Source organism: Curtobacterium sp. AC272 (genome assembly GCF_979258155.1).
Genome location: NZ_OZ409838.1, coordinates 2,609,134 through 2,629,695, shown reverse-complemented (window position 1 = coordinate 2,629,695; position 20,562 = coordinate 2,609,134). Strand labels below are relative to the sequence as shown.

Annotated in this window: 18 protein-coding genes, 3 tRNA genes and 4 pseudogenes; 7 read left to right on the top strand and 18 right to left on the bottom strand. The window is 70.6% G+C overall.

All coding sequences use genetic code 11. The features are described from left to right. Window positions 1-96: 96 nt before the first annotated feature. Complete coding sequence (locus tag ACZZ0J_RS13505) at window positions 97-573, bottom strand: Clp protease N-terminal domain-containing protein (RefSeq protein ID WP_463437352.1); 477 nt, start codon at window positions 571-573, stop codon at window positions 97-99. A 70-nt stretch (window positions 574-643) separates the two neighbouring features. On the opposite strand from ACZZ0J_RS13505, the gene ACZZ0J_RS13500 reads away from it, so the two are divergent. Further along, window positions 644-1,576: an NAD(+)/NADH kinase gene (locus tag ACZZ0J_RS13500; RefSeq protein WP_111086944.1), complete on the top strand. Its 933-nt coding sequence runs from the start codon at window positions 644-646 to the stop codon at window positions 1,574-1,576. A gap of 149 nt (window positions 1,577-1,725) precedes the next feature. Here the strand turns inward: ACZZ0J_RS13500 and ACZZ0J_RS13495 are convergent, their stop codons facing one another. The 13 genes and pseudogenes from ACZZ0J_RS13495 to tilS form a co-directional block, all read right to left on the bottom strand. Then, on the bottom strand, window positions 1,726-2,784 hold the full coding sequence (locus ACZZ0J_RS13495; protein WP_123671230.1) for a sigma-70 family RNA polymerase sigma factor: 1,059 nt from the start codon (window positions 2,782-2,784) through the stop codon (window positions 1,726-1,728). A gap of 365 nt (window positions 2,785-3,149) precedes the next feature. Beyond that, a complete protein-coding gene (locus tag ACZZ0J_RS13490; RefSeq protein ID WP_258373406.1) occupies window positions 3,150-3,281 on the bottom strand; it encodes a hypothetical protein in 132 nt (43 codons plus the stop codon). Between the two features lie 165 nt (window positions 3,282-3,446). Further along, window positions 3,447-3,650, bottom strand: coding sequence for a hypothetical protein (locus ACZZ0J_RS13485; RefSeq protein WP_111086942.1), 204 nt, complete (start codon window positions 3,648-3,650; stop codon window positions 3,447-3,449). Between the two features lie 29 nt (window positions 3,651-3,679). Beyond that, window positions 3,680-5,206 (bottom strand): lysine--tRNA ligase, encoded by a 1,527-nt coding sequence (gene lysS, locus ACZZ0J_RS13480; RefSeq protein WP_463437347.1) that lies wholly within the window; start codon window positions 5,204-5,206, stop codon window positions 3,680-3,682. Window positions 5,207-5,289: 83 nt separating this feature from the next. Next, window positions 5,290-5,981: pseudogene (locus tag ACZZ0J_RS13475) on the bottom strand (Rossmann-like and DUF2520 domain-containing protein). After that, a complete protein-coding gene (locus ACZZ0J_RS13470; protein ID WP_131844944.1) occupies window positions 5,978-7,735 on the bottom strand; it encodes a PH domain-containing protein in 1,758 nt (585 codons plus the stop codon). Before ACZZ0J_RS13470 ends, ACZZ0J_RS13475 begins: the two are co-directional and overlap by 4 nt. A 9-nt stretch (window positions 7,736-7,744) precedes the next feature. Next, a complete protein-coding gene (locus ACZZ0J_RS13465; RefSeq protein ID WP_123937224.1) occupies window positions 7,745-8,266 on the bottom strand; it encodes a PH domain-containing protein in 522 nt (173 codons plus the stop codon). Between the two features lie 27 nt (window positions 8,267-8,293). Then, complete coding sequence (locus ACZZ0J_RS13460; protein WP_111086937.1) at window positions 8,294-8,782, bottom strand: DUF3180 domain-containing protein; 489 nt, start codon at window positions 8,780-8,782, stop codon at window positions 8,294-8,296. Further along, window positions 8,779-9,234, bottom strand: coding sequence for a 2-amino-4-hydroxy-6-hydroxymethyldihydropteridine diphosphokinase (gene folK, locus ACZZ0J_RS13455; protein WP_463437344.1), 456 nt, complete (start codon window positions 9,232-9,234; stop codon window positions 8,779-8,781). Before folK ends, ACZZ0J_RS13460 begins: the two co-directional genes overlap by 4 nt. Before the next feature lie 97 nt (window positions 9,235-9,331). Further along, window positions 9,332-10,582, bottom strand: coding sequence for a dihydropteroate synthase (folP, locus tag ACZZ0J_RS13450; RefSeq protein WP_463437343.1), 1,251 nt, complete (start codon window positions 10,580-10,582; stop codon window positions 9,332-9,334). Between the two features lie 9 nt (window positions 10,583-10,591). Next, a pseudogene (gene ftsH / locus ACZZ0J_RS13445) lies at window positions 10,592-12,581 on the bottom strand (ATP-dependent zinc metalloprotease FtsH). A gap of 134 nt (window positions 12,582-12,715) precedes the next feature. Continuing rightward, window positions 12,716-13,267, bottom strand: coding sequence for a hypoxanthine phosphoribosyltransferase (gene hpt / locus ACZZ0J_RS13440; RefSeq protein ID WP_111086933.1), 552 nt, complete (start codon window positions 13,265-13,267; stop codon window positions 12,716-12,718). A gap of 9 nt (window positions 13,268-13,276) precedes the next feature. Then, window positions 13,277-14,295: pseudogene (gene tilS / locus ACZZ0J_RS13435) on the bottom strand (tRNA lysidine(34) synthetase TilS). Window positions 14,296-14,359: 64 nt separating this feature from the next. Between tilS and ACZZ0J_RS13430 the strand changes: the two are divergent. Next, window positions 14,360-14,851, top strand: a complete 492-nt coding sequence (locus ACZZ0J_RS13430; RefSeq protein WP_111086931.1) for an inorganic diphosphatase — start codon at window positions 14,360-14,362, stop codon at window positions 14,849-14,851. Between the two features lie 215 nt (window positions 14,852-15,066). On the opposite strand, the gene ACZZ0J_RS13425 is transcribed toward ACZZ0J_RS13430, so the two are convergent. Both ACZZ0J_RS13425 and ACZZ0J_RS13420 read right to left on the bottom strand, forming a co-directional pair. Next, entirely contained in the window at window positions 15,067-15,357 is a 291-nt protein-coding gene (locus tag ACZZ0J_RS13425) for an NlpC/P60 family protein (RefSeq protein WP_284179984.1), read from the bottom strand. Beyond that, window positions 15,354-16,085, bottom strand: a complete 732-nt coding sequence (locus ACZZ0J_RS13420; RefSeq protein WP_463437339.1) for a hypothetical protein — start codon at window positions 16,083-16,085, stop codon at window positions 15,354-15,356. The genes ACZZ0J_RS13425 and ACZZ0J_RS13420 overlap by 4 nt, the downstream gene beginning before the upstream one ends. On the opposite strand from ACZZ0J_RS13420, the gene ACZZ0J_RS13415 reads away from it, so the two are divergent. After that, entirely contained in the window at window positions 16,078-16,527 is a 450-nt protein-coding gene (locus ACZZ0J_RS13415) for a hypothetical protein (protein WP_463437337.1), read from the top strand. The two genes, ACZZ0J_RS13420 and ACZZ0J_RS13415, sit on opposite strands and share 8 nt — an antisense overlap. Window positions 16,528-16,530: 3 nt before the next feature. Here the strand turns inward: ACZZ0J_RS13415 and ACZZ0J_RS13410 are convergent, their stop codons facing one another. Next, window positions 16,531-17,352: a M23 family metallopeptidase gene (locus ACZZ0J_RS13410; RefSeq protein ID WP_463437335.1), complete on the bottom strand. Its 822-nt coding sequence runs from the start codon at window positions 17,350-17,352 to the stop codon at window positions 16,531-16,533. A gap of 716 nt (window positions 17,353-18,068) precedes the next feature. Between ACZZ0J_RS13410 and ACZZ0J_RS13405 the strand changes: the two genes are divergently transcribed. The 3 genes from ACZZ0J_RS13405 (at window position 18,069) to ACZZ0J_RS13395 (ending at window position 18,346) form a co-directional block, all read left to right on the top strand. Next, window positions 18,069-18,141, top strand: a tRNA-Glu gene (locus ACZZ0J_RS13405). Between the two features lie 53 nt (window positions 18,142-18,194). Beyond that, window positions 18,195-18,271: transfer RNA gene (locus ACZZ0J_RS13400), tRNA-Asp, on the top strand. A gap of 1 nt (window position 18,272) precedes the next feature. Then, a tRNA-Phe gene (locus ACZZ0J_RS13395) sits at window positions 18,273-18,346 on the top strand. Between the two features lie 67 nt (window positions 18,347-18,413). Here the strand turns inward: ACZZ0J_RS13395 and ACZZ0J_RS13390 are convergent. Beyond that, a pseudogene (locus ACZZ0J_RS13390) lies at window positions 18,414-19,426 on the bottom strand (aldo/keto reductase family protein). A gap of 126 nt (window positions 19,427-19,552) precedes the next feature. Here ACZZ0J_RS13390 and ACZZ0J_RS13385 point away from each other — a divergent pair. Then, window positions 19,553-20,545: an SDR family oxidoreductase gene (locus ACZZ0J_RS13385; RefSeq protein ID WP_463437334.1), complete on the top strand. Its 993-nt coding sequence runs from the start codon at window positions 19,553-19,555 to the stop codon at window positions 20,543-20,545. Window positions 20,546-20,562 lie beyond the last annotated feature (17 nt).

Here is a 20,562-nt window from a genome sequence, read left to right as displayed (position 1 = left end):
TCACTGCGCGATGTGCGCAGTGAGCGAACGGAAGAGACGACGGGAGGCCCGTGGCGGCGTCCGCCACGGGCCTCCCGTCTGGTGTTCCGTCGCGCCTCAGGCGCGGCGCGCTGCCCGGCGCAGGGCGCGCCGGAAGCGGCGCGGCTCGACGCCCAGGGCGTCGAGGACGTCGTGCGCCGAGCCCATGAAGGGGTCGTCGACGCCGTCGAGGACGGCCAGCACGACGTGCACCGGGCGGACGCGCTCGGCCGGACCGGCGAGGACGGCTGCTCGTGCGAGGACCCTGGCGGCCGCCGGGGTGCAGGCGACCCGGTCGTGCTCGTCCGGGCACGCGGCCCGCGCACCGACGAAGACGCTGATCTCGGAGCGGACGGCCTCGGGGGTCACGCCGTGCGCGTCGATGATCGGGCGGAACCGGGGCATCCCGCTGCAGAGGGTGACGGCGGCGAGCAGGAGGTGCTCCGCGTCGACGAAGCCGAAGCCCGTCTCGTGGGACTCGAGGTCGGCGAGCAGCACGATCTCGCGACCCTGCCGGACGGTGGGGAGGGCGACGGACAGCTGAGCGATCTGCATGTATTCAGAATATCGCATGCAATGGCAATTGAACACCCCTCGGTTCAGCGCGGCTCGGTAGCATCCGGTCATGGATCAGCCCGTCGTCGGCCTCGTCGTCCACCCGACCAAGAACGTGCAGGAGTCCGTCACGACCCTGCAGCGATGGAACGCGTCCGGCCGGGGCGAACTCGTCGCCCGCCGAGCCGACGCGCAGCGGATCGGCGGGGGCATCACCGCGGTGGAGGACGACGACTTCACCGCACGCGTCGACCTCGTCGTGGCCCTCGGCGGCGACGGCACCATGCTCGGCGCCATGCGACTCGTGGCGAAGCGCCCGGTCCCCGTGCTCGGCGTGAACTACGGCAACGTCGGGTTCCTCGTGGAGATCGAACCGCCCGAGCTCGAGGCAGCGCTCGACCGACTGTCGGCCGGCGAGTACCAGCTCGAGCCGCACCACGCGCTCGAGGCCCGGCTGTCCTGGAGCGGCGCACGCACCGACTACCTGGCGTTCAACGACCTGACGATCGTGCGGCGCCCCGGTTCCGGTCAGGTGTCGGCGGACCTCAGTGTCGGCGGGCTCGGCTACGGCTACTACCGCGCCGACGCCATCGTCGCCGCGACCCCGGCCGGCTCCACCGCGTACAACTACGCCGCGGGTGGCCCGGTGCTCTCCCCCGCACTCTCCGGGTCCGTCGTCACCCCGGTCGCCCCGATGGCGGGCATCGACCGCGCCGTGGTGCTCGCCGCGCGCGAGCGCTACCGGTTCGACATCGCCGAGGGCACCAGGAGCGCCGCACTCGAGGTCGACGGGCTCGTCGTCGGCGAGGTCGCCACCGGCGCGCAGATCGACGTCCGACTCCGCAAGGACGCCGGCAGCGTCGTCCGACTCGACGCCGAGCGGCACGGACGCACCGGTCGGGTGAAGCTGAGCCTGCTCGACCTGCCGGTCCGGCCCGACCAGCTCATCGAGCTGATCCCGAGCGACCTGCGGCAGAAGCTCGGGCGCGAACTCGACCAGTAGCGGTCCGGCCGGCGTCCGGCGCCCACGAACGTGAATGGCCCGCTCGAGCAGTGCTCGAGCGGGCCTTCCCATCACCCCACCGGATCGTCTTCCCACAGACCGACCCGGGTTCCCCTGCCGACGCGAGCGCCGGCCGAAGCCTGCTGACCTCAGTCGGTCAGGTACAGCTGCATGTCCTGCGAGACCGCCTTGGCGAACAGGCGCAGCTTGGCGCGCGACTCCACCCGGCTGACGGCCTGGCGGGTCGTGTGCACGATCTTCGAGATCTCGTCGAGCGTCATCGGCTTGTCGTCGTCGAGGCCGTAGCGCATGCGGATCACGTTGGCTTCCTCGCTCGGCAGCTCGGCGACGATCGAACGGATGTCGCGGTGCAGGAGCGTGGTCTCGGTGAGCTCGTTCGGGGACGCAGCGTCCTCGTCCTCGATGAAGTCACCGAGCTCGCTGTCGTCCGAGTCGCCGACCACCGTGTGGATCGAGACCGGCTCGTGCGAGCGACCCTTGAGGTCGACGAGCTCTTCCACCGTCATGCTCAGCTCGGCGGCGACCTCGTCGGGCATCGGCGCGCGGCCGAGGTCGACGGTCAGGTCGCGCTCGGTGCGGGAGATCTTGTTGATCAGCTCGACGGTGTGGACCGGGATGCGGATCGTGCGGGCCTTGTCGGCGAGACCACGCGAGATCGCCTGGCGGATCCACCAGGTGGCGTAGGTCGAGAACTTGTAGCCCTGCGTGAAGTCGAACTTCTCGACCGCACGGACCAGGCCGAGGTTGCCCTCCTGGATGACGTCCATGAACGGCAGGCCACGCTGCGAGTAGCGCTTCGCGATGCTGACGACCAGGCGGAGGTTCGAGGTGATCATGCGCTCCTTGGCGCGCTCACCGTCGCGGACGAGCCAGCGGAGTTCACGCTGCAGGGTCTTCGCGAGGCCCTTCTCGGTCGCGAGCTTCTCTTCCGCGAACAGGCCGACCTCGATGCGACGGGCGATCTGCGCTTCTTCCTCGGCGGTGAGGAGCGAGAGGCGACCGATGTGGCGCAGGTAGTCGCCGACCTGGTCGACGGAGGCACCGCGGACGCCGGCGAGCTGCTCGTCGGCCTCGACCTCGGTGTCGAGGGAGGTCGTCGTGGACTCGGCGGCCTGGGTCTTCGATGCCGCTGCCTTCTTCGTGGTGGCGCGGCGGGTGGTGCTCGGTGCAGCCGGTGCGATCGTCATGGTGTTGCTCCCTGCGTTCGGCGGTGATGGCTTCGTGCGGTGGTGCTGGGGGTGTTGCTGGGGGTGTTGATGAGTAAAGCGGTCCGGAGGTGTACCCCACAAACCGATCGGAATGATTCTCAGGCTTCTCCGTGCTTCGCCATCGAAACCGTCCCCCGTGGGGTACAGCGATGCTGCCAGTGTGGTCCCCTGAACTGCCGCGGATCAAGGGTGTGACGTGATGTTTCCGGCGTTGCAGGAGTGTTTCTCACGCGTTTCCGAACCTGTACCCCGTGGCGCCGCGCCTTCCGGACATGCAAAAGGGGTACGTCCGGCCGGATCGATGCAATCCGGCGGTCGTACCCCGAAAACCGAGTGGGTGGGGGTCACCAGGAGGGTTCGAGCCACCCGTCCCGGCGCTTGGACGCCTCGAGGTCGGCGTCTCGGTCGAACTCGTCGTACTCGCTCTCGATGTCACCGACGAGGCTGCGGCCCGTGAAGGGATGTGTGGTTGCCATGCGGACGATGCTCACCCCAGCGCGCGACGGCGAGGTGAACGGCGTGTGACCGGTCGAGGGCGCACAGCCGTCGAGCGGGCACAGCCGTCGAGGGGGCGCGAACGATGAAGGCCGCCGTCCGCGGTGCGGACGACGGCCTTCGGACGGTACGTGGGTCGGGCGGCGCTACTCGGCCGAGGCCGGCGCCGGCGCGGGGACGCCGTGCTCCCGCTCGAACCGGGCACGCTCCTCGGCCTCGACCTTGGCGTACGCGGCACGCTCGGTGCGGTCGGCCCGCATGATGGCGCGCATCACGAACCAGAAGATGAGGCCGACGACGATGGTCGGCGTCAGGGCGAAGATGATCCCGGTCACGACTCCATGCGGCACCGGAGCATCGTACCCCGGGGAACCGGGTCTTACTTCACCAACGGGAACAGGATCGTCTCGCGGATGCCGAGGCCGGTGATCGCCATGAGCAGGCGGTCGACGCCCATGCCCATGCCACCCGACGGCGGCATCGCGTGCTCGAGGGCGCGCAGGAACTCCTCGTCGACGCGCATCGCCTCGGGGTCGCCGCCGGCTGCGAGCTTCGCCTGCTCGACGAAGCGCTCCCGCTGCACGACCGGGTCGACGAGCTCGGAGTACGCCGTCGCCAGCTCGAAGCCGCGGACGTACAGGTCCCACTTCTCGACGATGCCCGGACGGGTGCGGTGCTCGCGGGTGAGCGGCGAGGTGTCGACCGGGAAGTTCATCACGAACGTCGGGCGGTCGAGCGAGTCGATGACGAAGTGCTCCCAGAGCTCTTCGACGTACTTGCCGTGCGTGGCGTGCGCGACCTCGACGCCCTCGGCAGCGGCGAGCTCCTGCAGCTCGGACAGCGGGGTCTCCGGGGTGATCTCGCGACCGGCGGCCTCGGACAGCGAGCCGTACATGTCGATGCGCGGCCACTCGCCGCCGAGGTCGTACGTGCTGCCGTCGGGCAGGGTGACCTCGAGCGAGCCACCGGTCACGGCCCGCGCAGCGCGCTGCACGAGCTCCTGCGTCAGGTCGGCCATCTGCTCGTAGTTGCCGTACGCCTGGTACGCCTCGACCATCGCGAACTCGGGCGAGTGCGACGAGTCGGCACCCTCGTTGCGGAAGTTCCGGTTGATCTCGAACACCCGGTCGATGCCGCCGACCACGGCGCGCTTCAGGAAGAGCTCGGGCGCGATGCGCAGGAAGAGCTCGGTGTCGAAGGCGTTCGAGTGGGTCACGAACGGACGAGCCGAGGCGCCACCGTGCTGGGTCTGCAGCATCGGCGTCTCGACCTCGAGGTACTCGTGCTCGGTGAAGGTCTGGCGGAGCGAGGACATCACGGCGGCACGCGCGCGGACGGTGGCGCGTGCTTCGTCGCGGACGATGAGGTCGAGGTAACGCTGGCGGACCCGCGTCTCCTCGTTCAGTTCGTTGTGCAGGTTCGGCAGCGGCAGGATCGCCTTCGCCGCGATCGCCCACTCGTCGACCATGATCGACAGCTCACCGCGGCGCGAGGAGATCACACGGCCGTGCACGAACACGTGGTCGCCGAGGTCGACGAACTCCTTCCAGCGCGCGAGGGACTCGTCTCCGACCTCGGCGAGGGACACCATCGCCTGGATGCGGGACCCGTCGCCGGACTGCAACGACGCGAAGCAGAGCTTCCCGGTGTTGCGCGAGAACACGATGCGGCCGGCGACACCGACGACGTCCTGCGTCTCCTCGCCGGTCTCGAGGTGCGCGTACCGGTCGCGGACCGCCGGGATCGTCGTCGTGATCGGGAGCTCGGCGGGGTACGCCTCGATGCCGGACTCGAGCAGCTTCGCGCGCTTGTCGAGCCGGACCTGTCGCTGCTCGCTGGTCTCCTGCTCGGCCAGTGCGGCGGCGTCGGCGATCGCGGTGTCGGTGGTGGCGGTCTCGTCGGTCATGCGGGTGCGGCTCCGATGGTCGTGGGGGTCGGGGAAATGCTACCCGCGACGCGCGCCCGCCCCCGAACCGGCGGCCACCCTCGCTACAGCGTGGACTGCCCGTCGGCGGCCGTCAGTGCGTTGTCGACGGCGGAGCGGACGAGCGCACCGAGCACCCGGCCGGGGTGGTCCACACCGATGCCGGAGAGCGTGCCCGCCGACTGGTCCACGATCGCGGTCGAGAAGCTCACGGCGGCGCGGACGGCGTCGGCGTAGGCGGGCCGGTCCCCCTCGGCGATGACGAACGGCTCGGCGCCCATCTCGACCACCAGGGCCTGCGCGATGGGCAGCACGGGTGAGGAGCGGTGACCGCGCAGTAGGCGTCACGGAGCCGCGACAGGTCGACGCTGGTGCCGGTGAACGCCATCGCGGGGTGGATGGCGAGCGGGATCGCGCCGGCCGCCATCGCGGGGGCGAGGATGCCGACGCCGTGGTCCGGGCTGGTGTGCACGACGAGTTGTCCGGGCTGCCAGATGCCGGCGTCCGCCAGGCCCTGCACGAGCGAGGCCAGCTGGTCGTCCGGCACGGCGAGCAGCACGAGTTCGCTCCGCTCGACCAGGTCCGGCGTCGCGAGCACGGGAGCGCCGGGCAGCATCGCCTCGGCACGGTCACGGCTCTCGGCGGACACGGCGGTCACCCCGACGACCGCGTGTTCCGCGTTCGCGAGTGCGGCGCCGAGCACGGGTCCGACCCGTCCGGCACCGACGACGCCGACGCCGAGGCGCCCGGCCCTCATCGGACGGCCCCGGTGGGCGGGACGTCGCTCCACCCCGGGCCGGGAGGCACGGTGCCGGGCCGGTGGTCGGCGTCGGGTCCGGCAGGGGCTCCGGTCCCGGGCCACGGCACGTCCGCAGCGTGCCTGGCGGACGCGGGACGGGCCTCCCGTTCGCGCCACCGGTGGGACGTGTCGACCGCAGCGGCCTCGACGGCGCGCTGGGTCGTCTCGGACCACAGCCGCTGCGCGTCCCGTGCGTCGAGCGCACCGACGCGGGCCGAGACCGGCCCGGCGACAGTGTGCACGTGGACGGCGGCGAGCCGCAGGGCACGCTCGAGCGGACCCTGCTCGACCTTGACGCTCTGCACCCGGGGCAACGGCACGATGACGAGCGACCGCCAGACGGCGCCGAGCCGGAGCAGCACCGCGCCCTGCACGAACCGGTACCCGTTGCGCCGGAACGCGAACGGGCGGAGCCACGCGCCGCGGCGCGGGGAGTGCACGAAGCCGCCCTCGTCGCCGCTCGTGGTGAGGCTGTCGTCGACGACGCTGACGGCCTCGGCGGAGCCTTCCCGCAGGGCCTCCTGCGAGGCCTCGGGGCCCGCGACGGCAGTGCCGACCAGGCCGGGCAGGATGATGTCGAGGACCTCGCGGACGTCGGCCGCGGTGCCGACGGGCAGCACGATGGCGGAGGCCTGCTGGTTGCTCGATGCCCCGTTGCCGGCGTTCGTCGCACGGTTGATCCGGACGTCCCACCAGCCGAACGGTCGCCAGAGCAGCGGCTGCGCGACACTGACGGCGTGGATGCGGCCCGGGGGCAGCGTCTCGTTCGAGGTCGAGACGAGCCCGAACCCGATCCGGATGCCGTCGCGGGTCTCGGCGATCGTGTACTGCAGCGACCGCGAGAACTTGCGGACGTAGTAACTGCCCGCACCGATCACGGCGGGGAACAGGCCGAACAGGATGCCGTACTCGCCGGTGAGCGCGACACTGACGATCATCGCCGCCACGGCCAGCAGGATGAAGACGGTGGTGCCGGAGAGCAGCATCGACGCGATCAGCCGGCCGGGCTTCACCTTGACGATCCGGGTGGCCTGCACCGCGGCGGGGTCGAGCTCGGGCGAGAACATCTCGTCGACGCGGTCCTGCAGCACACCGTTCGACGCGCGCGCCGGACCACTGCCACGGTCGTCGTCCTTCGCACCCGAGGCGAGCACGAGGATGCGCAGCCGCAGGTCGTCGGCGGCCTTCACCCCGAGGTACGCGAGCTGCACGTTGGCGTCGTTGCCGGCCTGGGCGATCTCGAGCTTCGCCGTGCCGAACACCCGCGGGATGAGCGGACGCGAGATGTTGATGCCCTGGATCCGGTCGAGCCGGGCCTTGCGGTGGTTCCGGAACAGCACGCCCGAGCGGACCTCGACGATCTCGCCGGTGACCCGGAACTCGTGCATGCGCCAGGACAGGTAGAAGAGCCCGATCAGCACGAGCAGGAACACCGCGACGCCGAGCAGCACCCAGCCGACGACGCCGTGCTCGTAGACGTAGCGGACGGGGTCGCCGTCCTGCTGCTCGCCGCCGGGGATGAAGAACTCGACGAGCTGGTCGCGCAGGCTGTTCAGCACGTAACCGAGGATGACGATCAGGAAGATCCCGCCCTTGAGCAGCGGGGTCAGCGGGTGCAGGCGGTGCCACTCGCCGTCGGTCAGGGGCGCTGCGGCAGCGGCGTTCCCGCGCGTGGGCGGGGCGGGCGGCGGCGGGCCGGGTCGGAAGGTCACCGCGACCCCCTACAGCCCGGCGCGGCGGGACTCGGCGAGCTCGACGAGCCGGTCGCGCAGTTCGTCGGCGTCGGTCGCGGGGATGCCGGGGATGCGGACGTTCGTGGCGGCCGCGGCGGTCACGAACTTCAGCTCGCTCATGCCGAGCGCCCGGTCGAGCGGACCGCGCGCCACGTCGACGAGCTGCATGCGCCCGTACGGCACCGCCGTGAAGCGCTGCCACATCAGGCCGCGGCGGACCACCAGGTCGTCGTCGCGCAGGGCGTAGCCGATCGCACGGACCCGGCGGGGCGTCAGCGCCGCGGTGACGAGCGTGATGACGAGCACCACGATGCCGATGAGCAGCCAGACCGTTCCGGCGCCCGAGCCGAAGCCGTCGTTGACGACCCCGATCAGGACCAGGCCGGCGGTCACCACGAGGCCGATCACCAGGGTCGTGATGAGTTCGGTCCACACGAGCTTCGCGGACACCCTGGTCCAGTCGATGCCGGTCAGGCCGAGGCCCGGCTCGTCGAGTCGTTCACGCGCCATCGCGGGCCTCCAGTGGGTGTGCTCGGGTCAGTTCGCCGTCGTGCCGTTCCGGGGGTCGCCCGGCTCGTCGTCGTCACCCGGAGGAGCGATGCACATGCGCTCTGCCACGAGTGCGCAGACCGTCAGCACGATCCCGCCCCCGACGGCGACCACGTTCGGCAGGGTCGAGCCTAGCGAAGGCGTCACCGAGCGGGTCAGGAGGTACACGACCAGCCCGATCGCGAAGCCGCCGAACAGGACGCCGCAGATGCTCGAGGCCTTCGCCAGCACCACCACGCGCGTGGCGTAGAGCGGGTCGACCGGGCGCTGTCGGCCCGCGCCCTCGCGGGCGTGCCGGCGGACGGGTCGCGCCATGAGCACGACGGCGACGCCGATGAACGCGAGCGTGATGCCGAGCGGCACGGCGAGCAGCAGCGTCGGCGACTGTCGCGACGCGAGCACCGCGTCGAACGCGAAGCCCGCCACCGCGGTCACGACGGCGATGCTGAGCAGGGTGGAGGGACGGGTCGGCTTCACGGCTGGGTCACGTTCCCTTCGGTGGTGGCCCGGGAGGCGCGGGGCACGTCCGCGAACAAGCGCGGCTCGTCGACGCGCTCGGTGTCGTCCCCCACGGCGGCGAGCAGGTCGGCCACCGGTCCGGCGCCGGGCAGGACGGCCGCGGGGTCGGCGTCGAGCCACGGTGCGAGCACGAACGCGCGCTCGGCGGCACGGGGGTGCGGGACGGTGAGCGTGGCGGTGTCGATGCGCAGGTCGTCGACGGCGACGACGTCGAGGTCGAGGGTCCGGTCGCCCCAGCGGACGTCGCGGGTGCGGCCGTGCTCGTCCTCGATGCCGTGCAGCGCGTCGAGGAACGCCTGCGGCTCGAGGTCGGTGTCGACGACCACGACGGCGTTGCGGTACCGCGGCTTGGTGTCGTCGCGGCCGTCCAGGGTGACGGCGACCGACTCGACCTCGTGGCTCGACGCCACCGGGTGGACCCCGGGCAGCGCGGCGACCGCTCGGGCGGCGGCGCGGAGGGTGCTCCCCGGTCGCCGAGGTTGGCGCCGAGCGCGACGACGACGCGGCTCACTCTTCTTCCTCGTCCGGCACGGTCGCCCCGCGGGCACGGCGGATGGTGATCGAGACGTCGGAGAACGGCACGGTGATGGGCGCCTGCGGCTTGTGCACGGTGACCTCGGTCGCCAGGGCCGCACGGTGGGTGAGCACCGCGGCCGCGATGCGTTCGGCGAGGGTCTCGATCAGGTCCACCGGGTCGCGTTCGATCTCGGCGACGACCTGCTCGGCGAGCACGCCGTAGTGCACGGTGGCGTCGAGGTCGTCGCTGCCCGAGGCCGCGCGGGCGTCGAGCTCCACGGCGACGTCGACGACGAAGTCCTGACCGTCGGCACGTTCGTGGTCGAAGACCCCGTGGTGGCCGCGGGCACGGACCCCGACGAGGCGGATGGTGTCGTTCACGAGCGAGCTGCCCTCCAGGCGTCCCAGACGTCGAGCACGGCACGGGTCGGTGCCGGGTCGTGCACGCGCACCCCACGCGCCGCGTTCGGCGGCGAGCAGGCTGATGGCGGCGGTGGCGAGGTCGCGGTCCTTCGGCGGGGCACCCTCGGGGCTGCCCACTCCGTCCAGGAACCGCTTGCGTGATGCGGCGACGAGCACCGGCAGGCCGATCGAGGCGAACCGTTCGTAGCCGGCCAGGATCTCCCAGTTCTGCACGCCCTGCTTGGCGAAGCCGAGGCCCGGGTCGATCACGACCTGTTCCTGGCGCACCCCGAGGACGATGAGCTCGGCGACCCGCATCTCGACCTCGCGCCGGACCTCGTCGACGGCGTGCACGTACTCGGCGTTGCGGTACATCCGGTCACTGTGGCCACGCCAGTGCATGACCACGAACCCGGCCCCGGTCGACGCGACCACGCGGGCCATGTCCGGGTCGGCCAGGCCGCCGGACACGTCGTTGACGATCGCGGCGCCGAGTTCGACGGCCCGTTCGGCGGTCGAGGCGTTCATCGTGTCGACGCTGACCGGGATGCCCTCGGCGACGAGCTGCCGGACGACCGGCAGCACACGCTCCTGCTCGACCGGCACCGGCACGCGCTCCGAGCCCGGCCGGGTCGACTCCCCACCGACGTCGATGATGTCGGCGCCCGCGGCGACGAGGTCACGCGCGTGCTGCACGGCGGCGTCGTAGGCCTGGTGCAGCCCGCCGTCGCTGAACGAGTCCGGCGTCACGTTGAGGATGCCCAACACCCGCGTGCGGTCCGGTGCCGGACCGCCGCGGGTGTCGAGCCGACGAGCACGTCTCGTCGGCAGGTCGGTCATGCCGGCCCCCTACGCCGGGGCGATACCCGGGTTGCCGAAGGGGCGACGACGGGGCTTCGAGGTCGACTCGCTGTCCGACTGGTCCGCTGCGGTGGCGGCGGCCTGCCCGGGCACGTCGATCGCGGGCAGGTTGCTCACCGGACGCTTGTCGCTGGAGAGCCACTGCGGGCGCTCCGGCAGCTTGCGGACGTCCTTGAAGATCTCCACGAGCTCCGGGGCGTCGAGCGTCTCCTTCTCGAGGAGCTCACCGGCCAGGCGGTCGAGGATGTCGCGGTTGTCGTTGAGCACCTGGTAGGCCTCGTTGTGCGCGGCCTCGAGCAGCGCACGGGTCTCGGCGTCGACGGTCTGGGCGATGTTCTCCGAGTAGTCGCGCCCGGTCCCACCGCTCATGTCACGGCCGACGAACGGCTCGCTCGACCCGGAACCGAGCTTGACGGACCCGACGGCCTGGCTCATGCCGTACTCGGTGACCATCTTGCGAGCGGTGCCGGTGGCCTTCTCGATGTCGTTCGAGGCGCCGGTGGTGGGGTCGTGGAACACGATCTCCTCGGCGACGCGTCCACCCATGGCGTAGGTGAGCTGGTCGAGCAGCTCGTTGCGGGTGACCGAGTACTTGTCCTCGAGCGGGAGCACCATCGTGTACCCGAGGGCACGACCGCGCGGCAGGATCGTGATCTTCGTGACCGGGTCGGTGTGCCGCATCGCCGCTGCCGCCAGGGCGTGGCCGCCCTCGTGGTACGCGGTGATCAGGCGTTCCTGGTCGGACATGATCCGGGTCCGACGCTGCGGGCCCGCCATGACACGGTCGACGGCCTCGTCCAGCGCGCGGTTGTCGATGAGCTGCGCGTTCGACCGGGCGGTGAGCAGCGCGGCTTCGTTCAGGACGTTCGCCAGGTCGGCGCCGGTGAAGCCCGGCGTCTTGCGGGCGAGCAGCTCGAGGTCGACGCTCGCGGCGAGCGGCTTGCCCTTCGCGTGCACCTCGAGGATCTGCTTGCGGCCGGCCATGCCCGGGGCGTCGACACCGATCTGGCGGTCGAAGCGGCCCGGACGCAGGAAGCGCGGGGTCGAGCACGTCGGGGCGGTTCGTCGCGGCGATGAGGATGACGTTCGTCTTGCCGTCGAAGCCGTCCATCTCGACGAGCAGCTGGTTGAGCGTCTGCTCGCGCTCGTCGTTGCCGCCGCCGATGCCGGCACCACGGTGACGACCGACGGCGTCGATCTCGTCGATGAAGACGATGGCCGGCGAGTTCGCCTTGGCCTGCTCGAAGAGGTCACGGACACGGCTCGCACCGACACCGACGAACATCTCGACGAAGTCCGAACCGGAGATCGAGTAGAACGGCACACCCGCTTCGCCGGCGACGGCGCGGGCGAGCAGGGTCTTGCCGGTTCCGGGAGGGCCGTACAGCAGCACGCCCTTCGGGATCTTGGCGCCGACGGCCTGGAACTTCGCCGGCTCCTTCAGGAACTCCTTGATCTCGTGGAGTTCCTCGATCGCCTCGTCGGAGCCCGCGACGTCGGCGAACGACACCTGCGGGTTCTCCTTGTTGTTGATCTTGGCCTTCGACTTGCCGAACTGCATGACCTTCGAGCCGCCGCCCTGGGCGCTCGAGAGCAGGAACCAGAAGAGGGCACCGATGATCAGGAAGGGGAGCAGGACGCCGAGGAGCGACAGGAACCAGTTGCCCGTGTTCACGTGGTCGTCGTAGCCCTTGGGCAGGTTGGCGTCGTTGACGGCCTGGATGACCTCTTCGCCACGGGGCGTGGAGTAGTAGAACTGCTCCTGCTTGTCGCCGTCGCGGGTGATCATGTCGACCCGCTGCTCGGTGGAGTTGACGATGACGGACGAGATCTTGCCGTCGGCGAGCTGCTCGAGGCCCTTCTGGGTGCTGACCTCGGTCGTGCTGCCCTGGCTGATGACGCTCCAGCCGATGAAGATGCCCGCCAGCGCGATCAGCACGTAGAGGTACGGGCCGCGGAAGATGCGCTTGAAGTTCATGTGATCCGGGCGCGAGTGCCCGACACCTTTCTCTGCCGAAGTTGCGTGCAGGTCAGCATACGGCCGCGATTCTGTGGCGAGAATGGGTGTCCTCTGCGGGCGAACTCCACCCGAGGCATGTACCCCTGGACGGGTTACGAGTACACGTGCGGCGCCAGGACGCCGACACCGCGCAGGTTCCGGTAGCGCTCGTCGTAGTCCAGGCCGTACCCGACCACGAACTCGTCGGGGATGTCGAAGCCCACGTACTTGACGTCGACCTCGACCTTGGCGGCCTCGGGCTTGCGCAGCAGGGCGACGATCTCGACGCTCGCGGCACCGCGGGACTGCAGGTTCTGTTTGAGCCAGGACAGCGTCAGACCGGAGTCGATGATGTCCTCGACGATGAGGACGTCCCGGCCGTGCAGGTCGGTGTCGAGGTCCTTGAGGATCCGCACCACACCGGACGACTTCGTGCCGGAGCCGTACGACGACACCGCCATCCAGTCCATCCGCGCCTGCATCTTGAGGTGCCGCGAGAAGTCCGCCATCACCATGACGGCACCCTTCAGGACGCCGACGAGCAGGGGGTCGCGGCCCGCGTAGTCGGCGTCGACGACCGCCGCGAGTTCGGCGAGCTTGTCGTCGATCTGCTCGGGGGTGAAGAGGACTTCGGACAGGTCTGCCTGGACGTCGGAGAGTTCCACCGGTCCAGCCTAACCGGCACTGAACGACAGGCGGTCACCGGATCGCGACGCCCGGACGCCCGGCAGGTCGATCGGCCCCTGTCCGCTCCAGTCCGTGACGAGCCGGCAGACCTCGAGCGTCTGCACGCGCGACAGCGTCACGCCGAACTCGCTCTCCACCGCCAAGCGCACGAGTCGCTGCCGGAGCGCCGGCGGGTTCGCCCCGAGTGCCCGGACGGACAGGGAGATACCAGCCTCGGAGTGCTCGGCGATGTCCTCCGCCAGTTCCTCGGCGAAGTGGTCGAGTGCCGCCGAGTCCTCGCGCAGCTGGTCGGCCGTCCGCGCCAGCGCCTCGGGCACCCCGGCTCCGAGCTCGCGTTCGAGCACCGGCATGAGCGCGTTCCGGACCCGCACCCGGGTGTACGCCGGGTCGTCGTTCTGCGGGTCGTGCCACGGCGCCAGCCCGGTTGCGGCGCACGCCTGCCGTGTCGCGTGCCGACGCACGGTGAGCAGCGGGCGGCCGTACGCCGGCCCTGGTCGCGCCGTGCGAGCGGCAGCATGCCGGACAGGCTGTCCGGCCCGCTGCCGCGCAGCAGGCCCAGCAGCACCGTCTCGGCCTGGTCGTCCAGGGTGTGTCCCAGCAGCACGAGACGCGACCCGGTGGCGGAGGCGACCTCGGCGATCGACGCGTGGCGGGCCTCCCGGGCGGCGCCCTCCGGACCACCGTCGGAACCGACCGCGACCCTGCGGACCTCGACCGGGTCCAGACCCAGCTCGGATGCCTGCCGGGAGGCGCGGCTCGCGACCGCCTCGGAGCCCGCCTGGAGCGCGTGGTCGACGACCACTGCCCCGGCTCGGAGCCCCTGCTTGCCCGCCTCGAACGCGGTGGCCGCGGCGAGCGCGAGCGAGTCCGGTCCGCCGCTCAGCGCGACCAGCACGAGGTCACCCGCGATGACGACGCCGTCGTCGAGCGCGGTGGCGAGCAGGTCGCGGACCGCCAGGCGGGTCTCGGCGACGGCAGGGTCCAGCCGGGGACGCGGAGAGTTCACCCGGTAACGTTAGCCGCGCTCTCGGGACCACCGACAGCCCCACCGACACACCAGGAGTACAGACATGGCCGCGTACGACGTCGTCGTCGAGATCCCCAAGGGCAGCCGCAACAAGTACGAGGTGGACCACGAGACCGGTCGTGTCTACCTCGACCGCGTGCTGTTCACGTCGTTCGTCTACCCGACCGACTACGGCTTCTTCGAGAAGACCCTGGCTGACGACGGCGACCCCGTGGACGCGCTGCTGCTCCTCGAGTTCCCGACGTTCCCCGGCGTGGGCGTCAAGGTCCGTCCGGTCGGCGTCTTCAAGATGAGCGACGAGGCCGGCAAGGACGAGAAGGTCCTCGTGGTCCCCGCGAAGGACCCGCGCTGGACGCACATCCAGGACATCTCGGACGTCGACGAGCAGACGAAGGCCGAGATCGCGCACTTCTTCGAGCGCTACAAGGACCTCGAGCCGAACAAGTGGGTCAAGGCCGAGGGCTGGGGCGACGCCGCCGAGGCCGAGGCGATCGTGCAGGCCGGCCAGGCCGCGTACGTGCCCGCTGGTCACTGACGCTTCCGGACGCTTCCTGACGCTTCCGGACGCCGGACGGCGCCCGCTCTCCATCCGGAGGGCGGGCGCCGTTCTGCGTTCGTGGGGCTGTGCCGTGCGGGTTCAGGCGTACCTGGTGGGAACGGGCGTACCTGGTGCTCTGATCCGGGCAGGTACGCCCGATCCCGCTTGCTACCGCAGCCGTTCTGGGAAGGACCGGGCACACCGGGAAGGGGCTACAGGGAACCGCTCGGGCGGGCGACGTAGGGCAGGAGCTGGCTCGGCGTCCAGACCGCCCGCTCGACCACGCCGACGCCTGGTCGGGCTGCTTCGACCATCATCCCGTTGCCGGTGTAGATCGAGTCGTGGTAACCGCCGGAAGCGGTTCCGTTCGACGAGTAGAAGAGGATGTCGCCGGGCTGGCGCTGCGAGAGCGGCACGAGACGGCCGATCGAGCCGAAGTAGTTGTACTGCCAGACGACGTTGTGGCCGCCGGTCGCGATGCCCTGCGAGCTGTAGGCCATCATGACGAGGCCGGAGCAGTCCCAGCTGTTCGGGCCTGCGCCACCGATGAGGTACGGCTTGCCGAGTTGGGTGCGGGCGTAGGAGATGGCGCCGGCGGCCTTCGACGGGCTGCTCGGGACCGTCGGCTTCGGTGCCGGAGCGGGGGTGCTCGGCTTCGACGGGGTGGGCGTACTCGGCTTGGCGGGAGCGGGCGCTGGTGCCGGTGCCGGGGCGGGAGCCGCCGGCGTGCTCGGCTTCGACGGGGTGCTCGGGCGCGAGGGGTGGTCGATCCGCTGCCGGAGCCGACGCTCGGGTTCGTGGTGCTGCCGCTGCTCGTACCGGTGTCGGTGTCGCCACTGGTCGTGCTGGTGCCGTTGCTGCTCGTCTGGGCCGCCAGGGCGGTCTCGGCCGCCTTGGCCTGCTGCGCACTCCAGTACGCGCTCTCCGTCGCGACGCTCGTGCCCTTGAGGTACGCGAGCTGACGGAGGACCTCGCCCTGCTGGTCCTGCTGCTTCTGCACACGGGCCTGGGCGTCGGCCGAGACGTCGTTGGCGGTGGCGAAGGCGGTCTTCGTCGCCTCGGTCGCCTTGCTCAGCGCCGTCGTGGCGACGGCCTGCTGGTCGGCGAGCGAGTCCACGGTCTTCTGGTCGGAGCGGGCCTGGGCCAGGATCGTCGCCGACCGCTCGGACAGGTGCGACATCGTGCCGACGCGGTAGAGCAGGTCGCCGGAGTCCGAGGCGTCCGTGAGCATCGTCGTCGACCAGGTCGCCGCCGCCCGTGCGGGACAGCTCGACGACGAGCGCGGCCACCTGGCCCGCGGAGTCGTCCGCCTTGCCCTTCGCCCGCTTCGACTGCGCGGACAGGTCGGCGAGGGTGTCCTTCGCCTCCTGCTGCTGCGAGGCGGCGAGGGCGTACGCCTGCCCGGCCTGCTGCTCGACGATGCCGGCGCGGTCCGCGGTGGCCTGCAGCGAGGTCAGCCGGTCGCTCAGCTCGTCCACCGTCTGCTGCGCGTCGGCGGCATCCGACTTCGCGGCCTTGACGTCGTCCCAGGACGGCGCCGACGGCGCGGCCTGGGCGGGTCCTGCGACGACGACCGACAGTCCGATGCCGAGCACGGCGACGGTGGCGATCCCGCAGGAGAACGAGCGAGCGGACAGGGTCATGGCGGGGTCAACGCATCCCGGCTGCGCTGATGCTCATACCGAGATCCCCCGCGCTGCCATGAAGGGGACCGGGTCGACGGCAGCACCGTTGACCCGGGTCTCGAAGTGGAGGTGGCACCCGGTCGACCAGCCGGTCGAACCGATCTTGGCGATCTGCTGCCCGGCGGAGACGTGCTGGCCGTTCGCGACCATGATCCCGCCGTCGACGATGTGTCCGTAGGCCGTCGAGATGCCGCCGCCGTTGTCCAGGATGACCTCGTTGCCGTAGCCGCCGCCGTTGCCCGCGAAGGTCACGGTGCCGTCGTGGGCCGCGTAGATCGGGGCGTAGCAGGCGGGAGCGAGGTCGACCCCGGCGTGCAGTGCCGTGGAGTGCGTGTACGGGTCGACGCGGATGCCGTAGCCGCTGGTCTGGAAGCCGCCGGCCGGACGGACCCACCCGGCAGAGTTGGCCGTCCCACCGCCGGTGCCGCCCTGGCTCGTCGCCGCGGCCTTCGCGGCTGCCTTGGCCGCAGCAGCGGCGATGCGCGCCTGTCGGGCCTTCTCAGCGGCGACGCCCTTGCGGTAGTCGGCCTCGACACCGCGCTGCTTGGTGGTGAGGGCGGTCAGCTGTGCCTCGAGCCGCGACTCGTTGTCGTTCTGGGCGTCGACGGCGGTCTGCGCCGCGTCGGCAGCACCCTGCGCCTGCTGCATCTTCGACTGGGCTGCGTCGGCGAGGTCGCCCAACGCCGCCTTGGCCTTGTCCGCCTTGTCGGCCTGGGCCTGCGCAGTACCCCGGTCCTGCGACGCCTGCGAGTAGATGCCGTCGGCCTGCTCGCTCGAGCTTCGACATGGCGCCGAGCTCGTAGAGCAGGTCACCGGAGTCCGAGGGGTGCGTGAGGATGTCGGTCGTCACGTCGTTGGCGCTGGCCCGGCCGAGCTGCGCGGCGAGCTGACCGGCCTGCTCCTCGGACTGTGCGGCGGTCTGCTCGGCGTCGTCCGCCTGGGACTGGAGCGTCTTCTGCTCGAGGGTCGCCTCGTCGTACTTGTTCTGTGCAGCCTGGTAGGCCTCGCCAGCCGCCTGTGCGGCCTTCTGCTTCGCAGCGGCCTCGGACTTCAGGGTCGAGATGAGCGACTTGATCTCGGTGACCTTGGCCTGCTGGGCACTCGTCGAGGACTTGGCCTTCTGCACCTCGGACCAGCTCGGGTAGCTCGCGGCACTGGCCGACGTGGCCGGGGCGAGGACCGCGAGGGTGCTGCCGGCGAGCGCGACGGCGACCGCGGCGGCGACGAGGCGGCTGCGGTTGCGGAGGGAGAGCGAAGGTAGAGGTCGACATGTATCTCGATTTCGTAACAGCGCGGCAAGGCTCACGCACGTAACACTGTTAACAGACGCAACAGTAACAACAGGTGTCGCAGCCCCACAGCCCCTCGGACGAGGGGCGTGGAGCTGACGACGATGCTCGCACCGCAACCTCGACACCCGGTGCCGGGCGGGCGCGACACGCCGGGGATTCCGCGGGAACGCGGCCCGATTTGCGAACCCCGGGGGGCATCCGTATGCTTGTCCATCGGTAGCGCGAAGCACCACTTGCGGCCCTATCGTTTAGTGGCCTAGGACACCGCCCTTTCACGGCGGCGGCACGGGTTCGAATCCCGTTGGGGTCACTCTCCGAGTGAGCGAGCAAGTAGTACTGAGCAACACCACAGCAATTCAGCATGGCCCTGTAGCGCAGCTGGTTAGCGTGCCGCCCTGTCACGGCGGAGGTCGCGGGTTCAAGTCCCGTCAGGGTCGCCACGGCTGGATAGCTCAGTTGGTAGAGCGTTCGAGCTGAAAATCGAAAGGTCCACGGATCGATGCCGTGTCCAGCCACCGGTGAAGGCCCCTGCTTCGGCAGGGGGCCGTTTCCGTTGTCTGAGCCGTCTGGCCTGGGTCGGCGCTAGGCCTCGCGGGTCTTCGGGCTGCTGTCGTTCGTCTTCGCCGGGTCACGCTCGACCACGGCACCGAGGGCATCGTCGATCCGGCTGAGCAGCTCCGCGGGGATCGTGACACCGGCAGCGCCGGCGTTGTCGTGCACCTGCTCCGGACGCGATGCTCCGATGATGGCGCTCGCGACGTTCTCGTTCTGCAGCACCCAGGCGACGGCGAGCTGCGCCATCGACAGGTCGAGCTCCTTCGCGATCGGCTCGAGCTCCTGCACCGAGGACAGCACCTCGTCGCGCATGAATCAGCTTGATCATGTCCGCGCCACCCTTGTCGTCGGTGGCGCGTGAACCCTCGGGCAGCGGCTGACCCGGCTTGTACTTGCCGGTCAGGACACCCTGGGCGATCGGGGACCAGACGATCTGCGAGATGCCGAGCTCCTTCGAGGTCGGCACCACCTCTTCTTCGATGACCCGCCACAGCGCCGAGTACTGCGGCTGGTTCGAGATGAGTTGGAACCCGAGGTCCTTGGCCAGCGCGGCGCCGGCCCGGAGCTGCTCCGCGGTCCACTCGGCTCACGCCGACGTACAGGACCTTGCCCTGGCGCACGATGTCGGCGAACGCCTGCATCGTCTCCTCGAGCGGAGTCTCGTGGTCGAAGCGGTGTGCCTGGTACAGGTCGACGTAGTCGGTCTGTAGGCGGCCGAGCGAGCCGTCGATCGACTCGAGGATGTGCTTGCGGGACAGCCCGGTGTCGTTGTGCCCCTTCGGCCCGGTCGGCCCGAACACCTTCGTGGCGATCTCGAGCGACTGGCGCCGCTCCCCCTTGAGGGCTTCGCCGAGGACGGTCTCCGCGCCGGTGTTGGCGTAGACGTCGGCGGTGTCGAACGTCGAGATGCCCACCTCGAGGGCGGCCTTGACGCAGGCGACGGCCGCGTCGTTCTCGACCTGGGATGCGTGGGTGAGCCAGTTGCCGTAGGTGATCTCGGAGACCTTGAGGCCCGAGTTGCCGAGGTAGCGGTACTCCATGTGCGTGTCACTCCTGTCGTGGGGCGCGTCGGTGCGACCCGACCCGTGACGGTAGTCGGCCGGGACGGTGCAGGATCACATGGGACGACGGCGCAGGGCTGCGCCGCGGAGAGCGAGGGAGCATCCATGACCGGAGCGAGCGTGTTGTTCATCGGCGGGAGCGGCGTGATCAGCGCCTCCTGTGTGCGGGAGGCGACCGAACAGGGCAACGACGTCACGGTCCTGAACCGAGGGACCACCGGGGGCAGGCCGATCCCGGAGGGTGTGACGCGCCTCCAGGCCGACGTGTCGGACCGCAGCGCCCTGGCGGACGCACTCGGCGACCGCCACTTCGACGTGGTCGTGAACTGGATCGCCTTCACGCCGGACCAGGTGCAGGCCGACATCGACTTCTTCGCCGGACGGACGCGGCAGTACGTCTTCATCAGCTCGGCCTCGGCGTACCAGACGCCGGCGACGCACCTGCCGATCACGGAGTCCACGCCGCTGAAGAACCCCTACTGGCAGTACTCGCGCGACAAGATCGCGTGCGAGGAACTGCTGATGGAGGCGTACCGGGAGCAGGACTTCCCGGTGACGATCGTGCGGCCGTCGCACACCTACGACGAGACGAAGCTGCCGCTCACCGGCGGCTGGACCGCGGTGGCGCGGATGCGTGCTGGGAAGCCGATCATCATCACCGGTGACGGCACGTCGCTGTGGACGCTGACGCACAGTCGTGACTTCGCGGTCGGGTTCACCGGGCTGCTCGACAACGCGTCGGCGATCGGTGAGGCCTTCACGATCACGAGCGACGAGGCGCCGACGTGGAACGCCATCGCGCACGAGATCGCGGCGGCGGCGGGGGTGTCCGACCTGCAGATCGTGCACGTGCCGGCGGACGCCATCAACGCCGTGGACCCGGAGTGGGGTGCGGCGCTGCTCGGCGACAAGGCCAACAGCTCGGTGTTCGACAACAGCAAGGTCCGGTCGCTCGTGCCGTGGTACCGACCCCGGACGCCGTACCGGCAGGGTGTGCGCGAGGTCATCGCGTGGTTCGAGGCCAACCCCGAGGCGCAGGTCGTCGACGAGCGCCTCGACGCGCTGATGGACGAGCTGGCGGCGCGCTGGGCGGTGTGAGCCGCACTTGGTGAGCA

Bases quoted from the DNA above. Each gene is read 5' to 3' on its own strand.
- ACZZ0J_RS13430 (WP_111086931.1), top strand. From the start codon at position 14,360: ATGGCCGCGTACGACGTCGTCGTCGAGATCCCCAAGGGCAGCCGCAAC.
- ACZZ0J_RS13495 (WP_123671230.1), bottom strand. From the start codon at position 2,784: ATGACGATCGCACCGGCTGCACCGAGCACCACCCGCCGCGCCACCACG.
- lysS (WP_463437347.1), bottom strand. From the start codon at position 5,206: ATGACCGACGAGACCGCCACCACCGACACCGCGATCGCCGACGCCGCC.
- ACZZ0J_RS13385 (WP_463437334.1), top strand. From the start codon at position 19,553: ATGACCGGAGCGAGCGTGTTGTTCATCGGCGGGAGCGGCGTGATCAGC.
- ACZZ0J_RS13500 (WP_111086944.1), top strand. From the start codon at position 644: ATGGATCAGCCCGTCGTCGGCCTCGTCGTCCACCCGACCAAGAACGTG.
- folP (WP_463437343.1), bottom strand. From the start codon at position 10,582: ATGACCGACCTGCCGACGAGACGTGCTCGTCGGCTCGACACCCGCGGC.
- ACZZ0J_RS13420 (WP_463437339.1), bottom strand. From the start codon at position 16,085: ATGCTCACGGACGCCTCGGACTCCGGCGACCTGCTCTACCGCGTCGGC.
- ACZZ0J_RS13465 (WP_123937224.1), bottom strand. From the start codon at position 8,266: ATGGCGCGTGAACGACTCGACGAGCCGGGCCTCGGCCTGACCGGCATC.
- ACZZ0J_RS13490 (WP_258373406.1), bottom strand. From the start codon at position 3,281: ATGGCAACCACACATCCCTTCACGGGCCGCAGCCTCGTCGGTGACATC.
- ACZZ0J_RS13425 (WP_284179984.1), bottom strand. From the start codon at position 15,357: ATGATGGCCTACAGCTCGCAGGGCATCGCGACCGGCGGCCACAACGTC.
- ACZZ0J_RS13505 (WP_463437352.1), bottom strand. From the start codon at position 573: ATGCAGATCGCTCAGCTGTCCGTCGCCCTCCCCACCGTCCGGCAGGGT.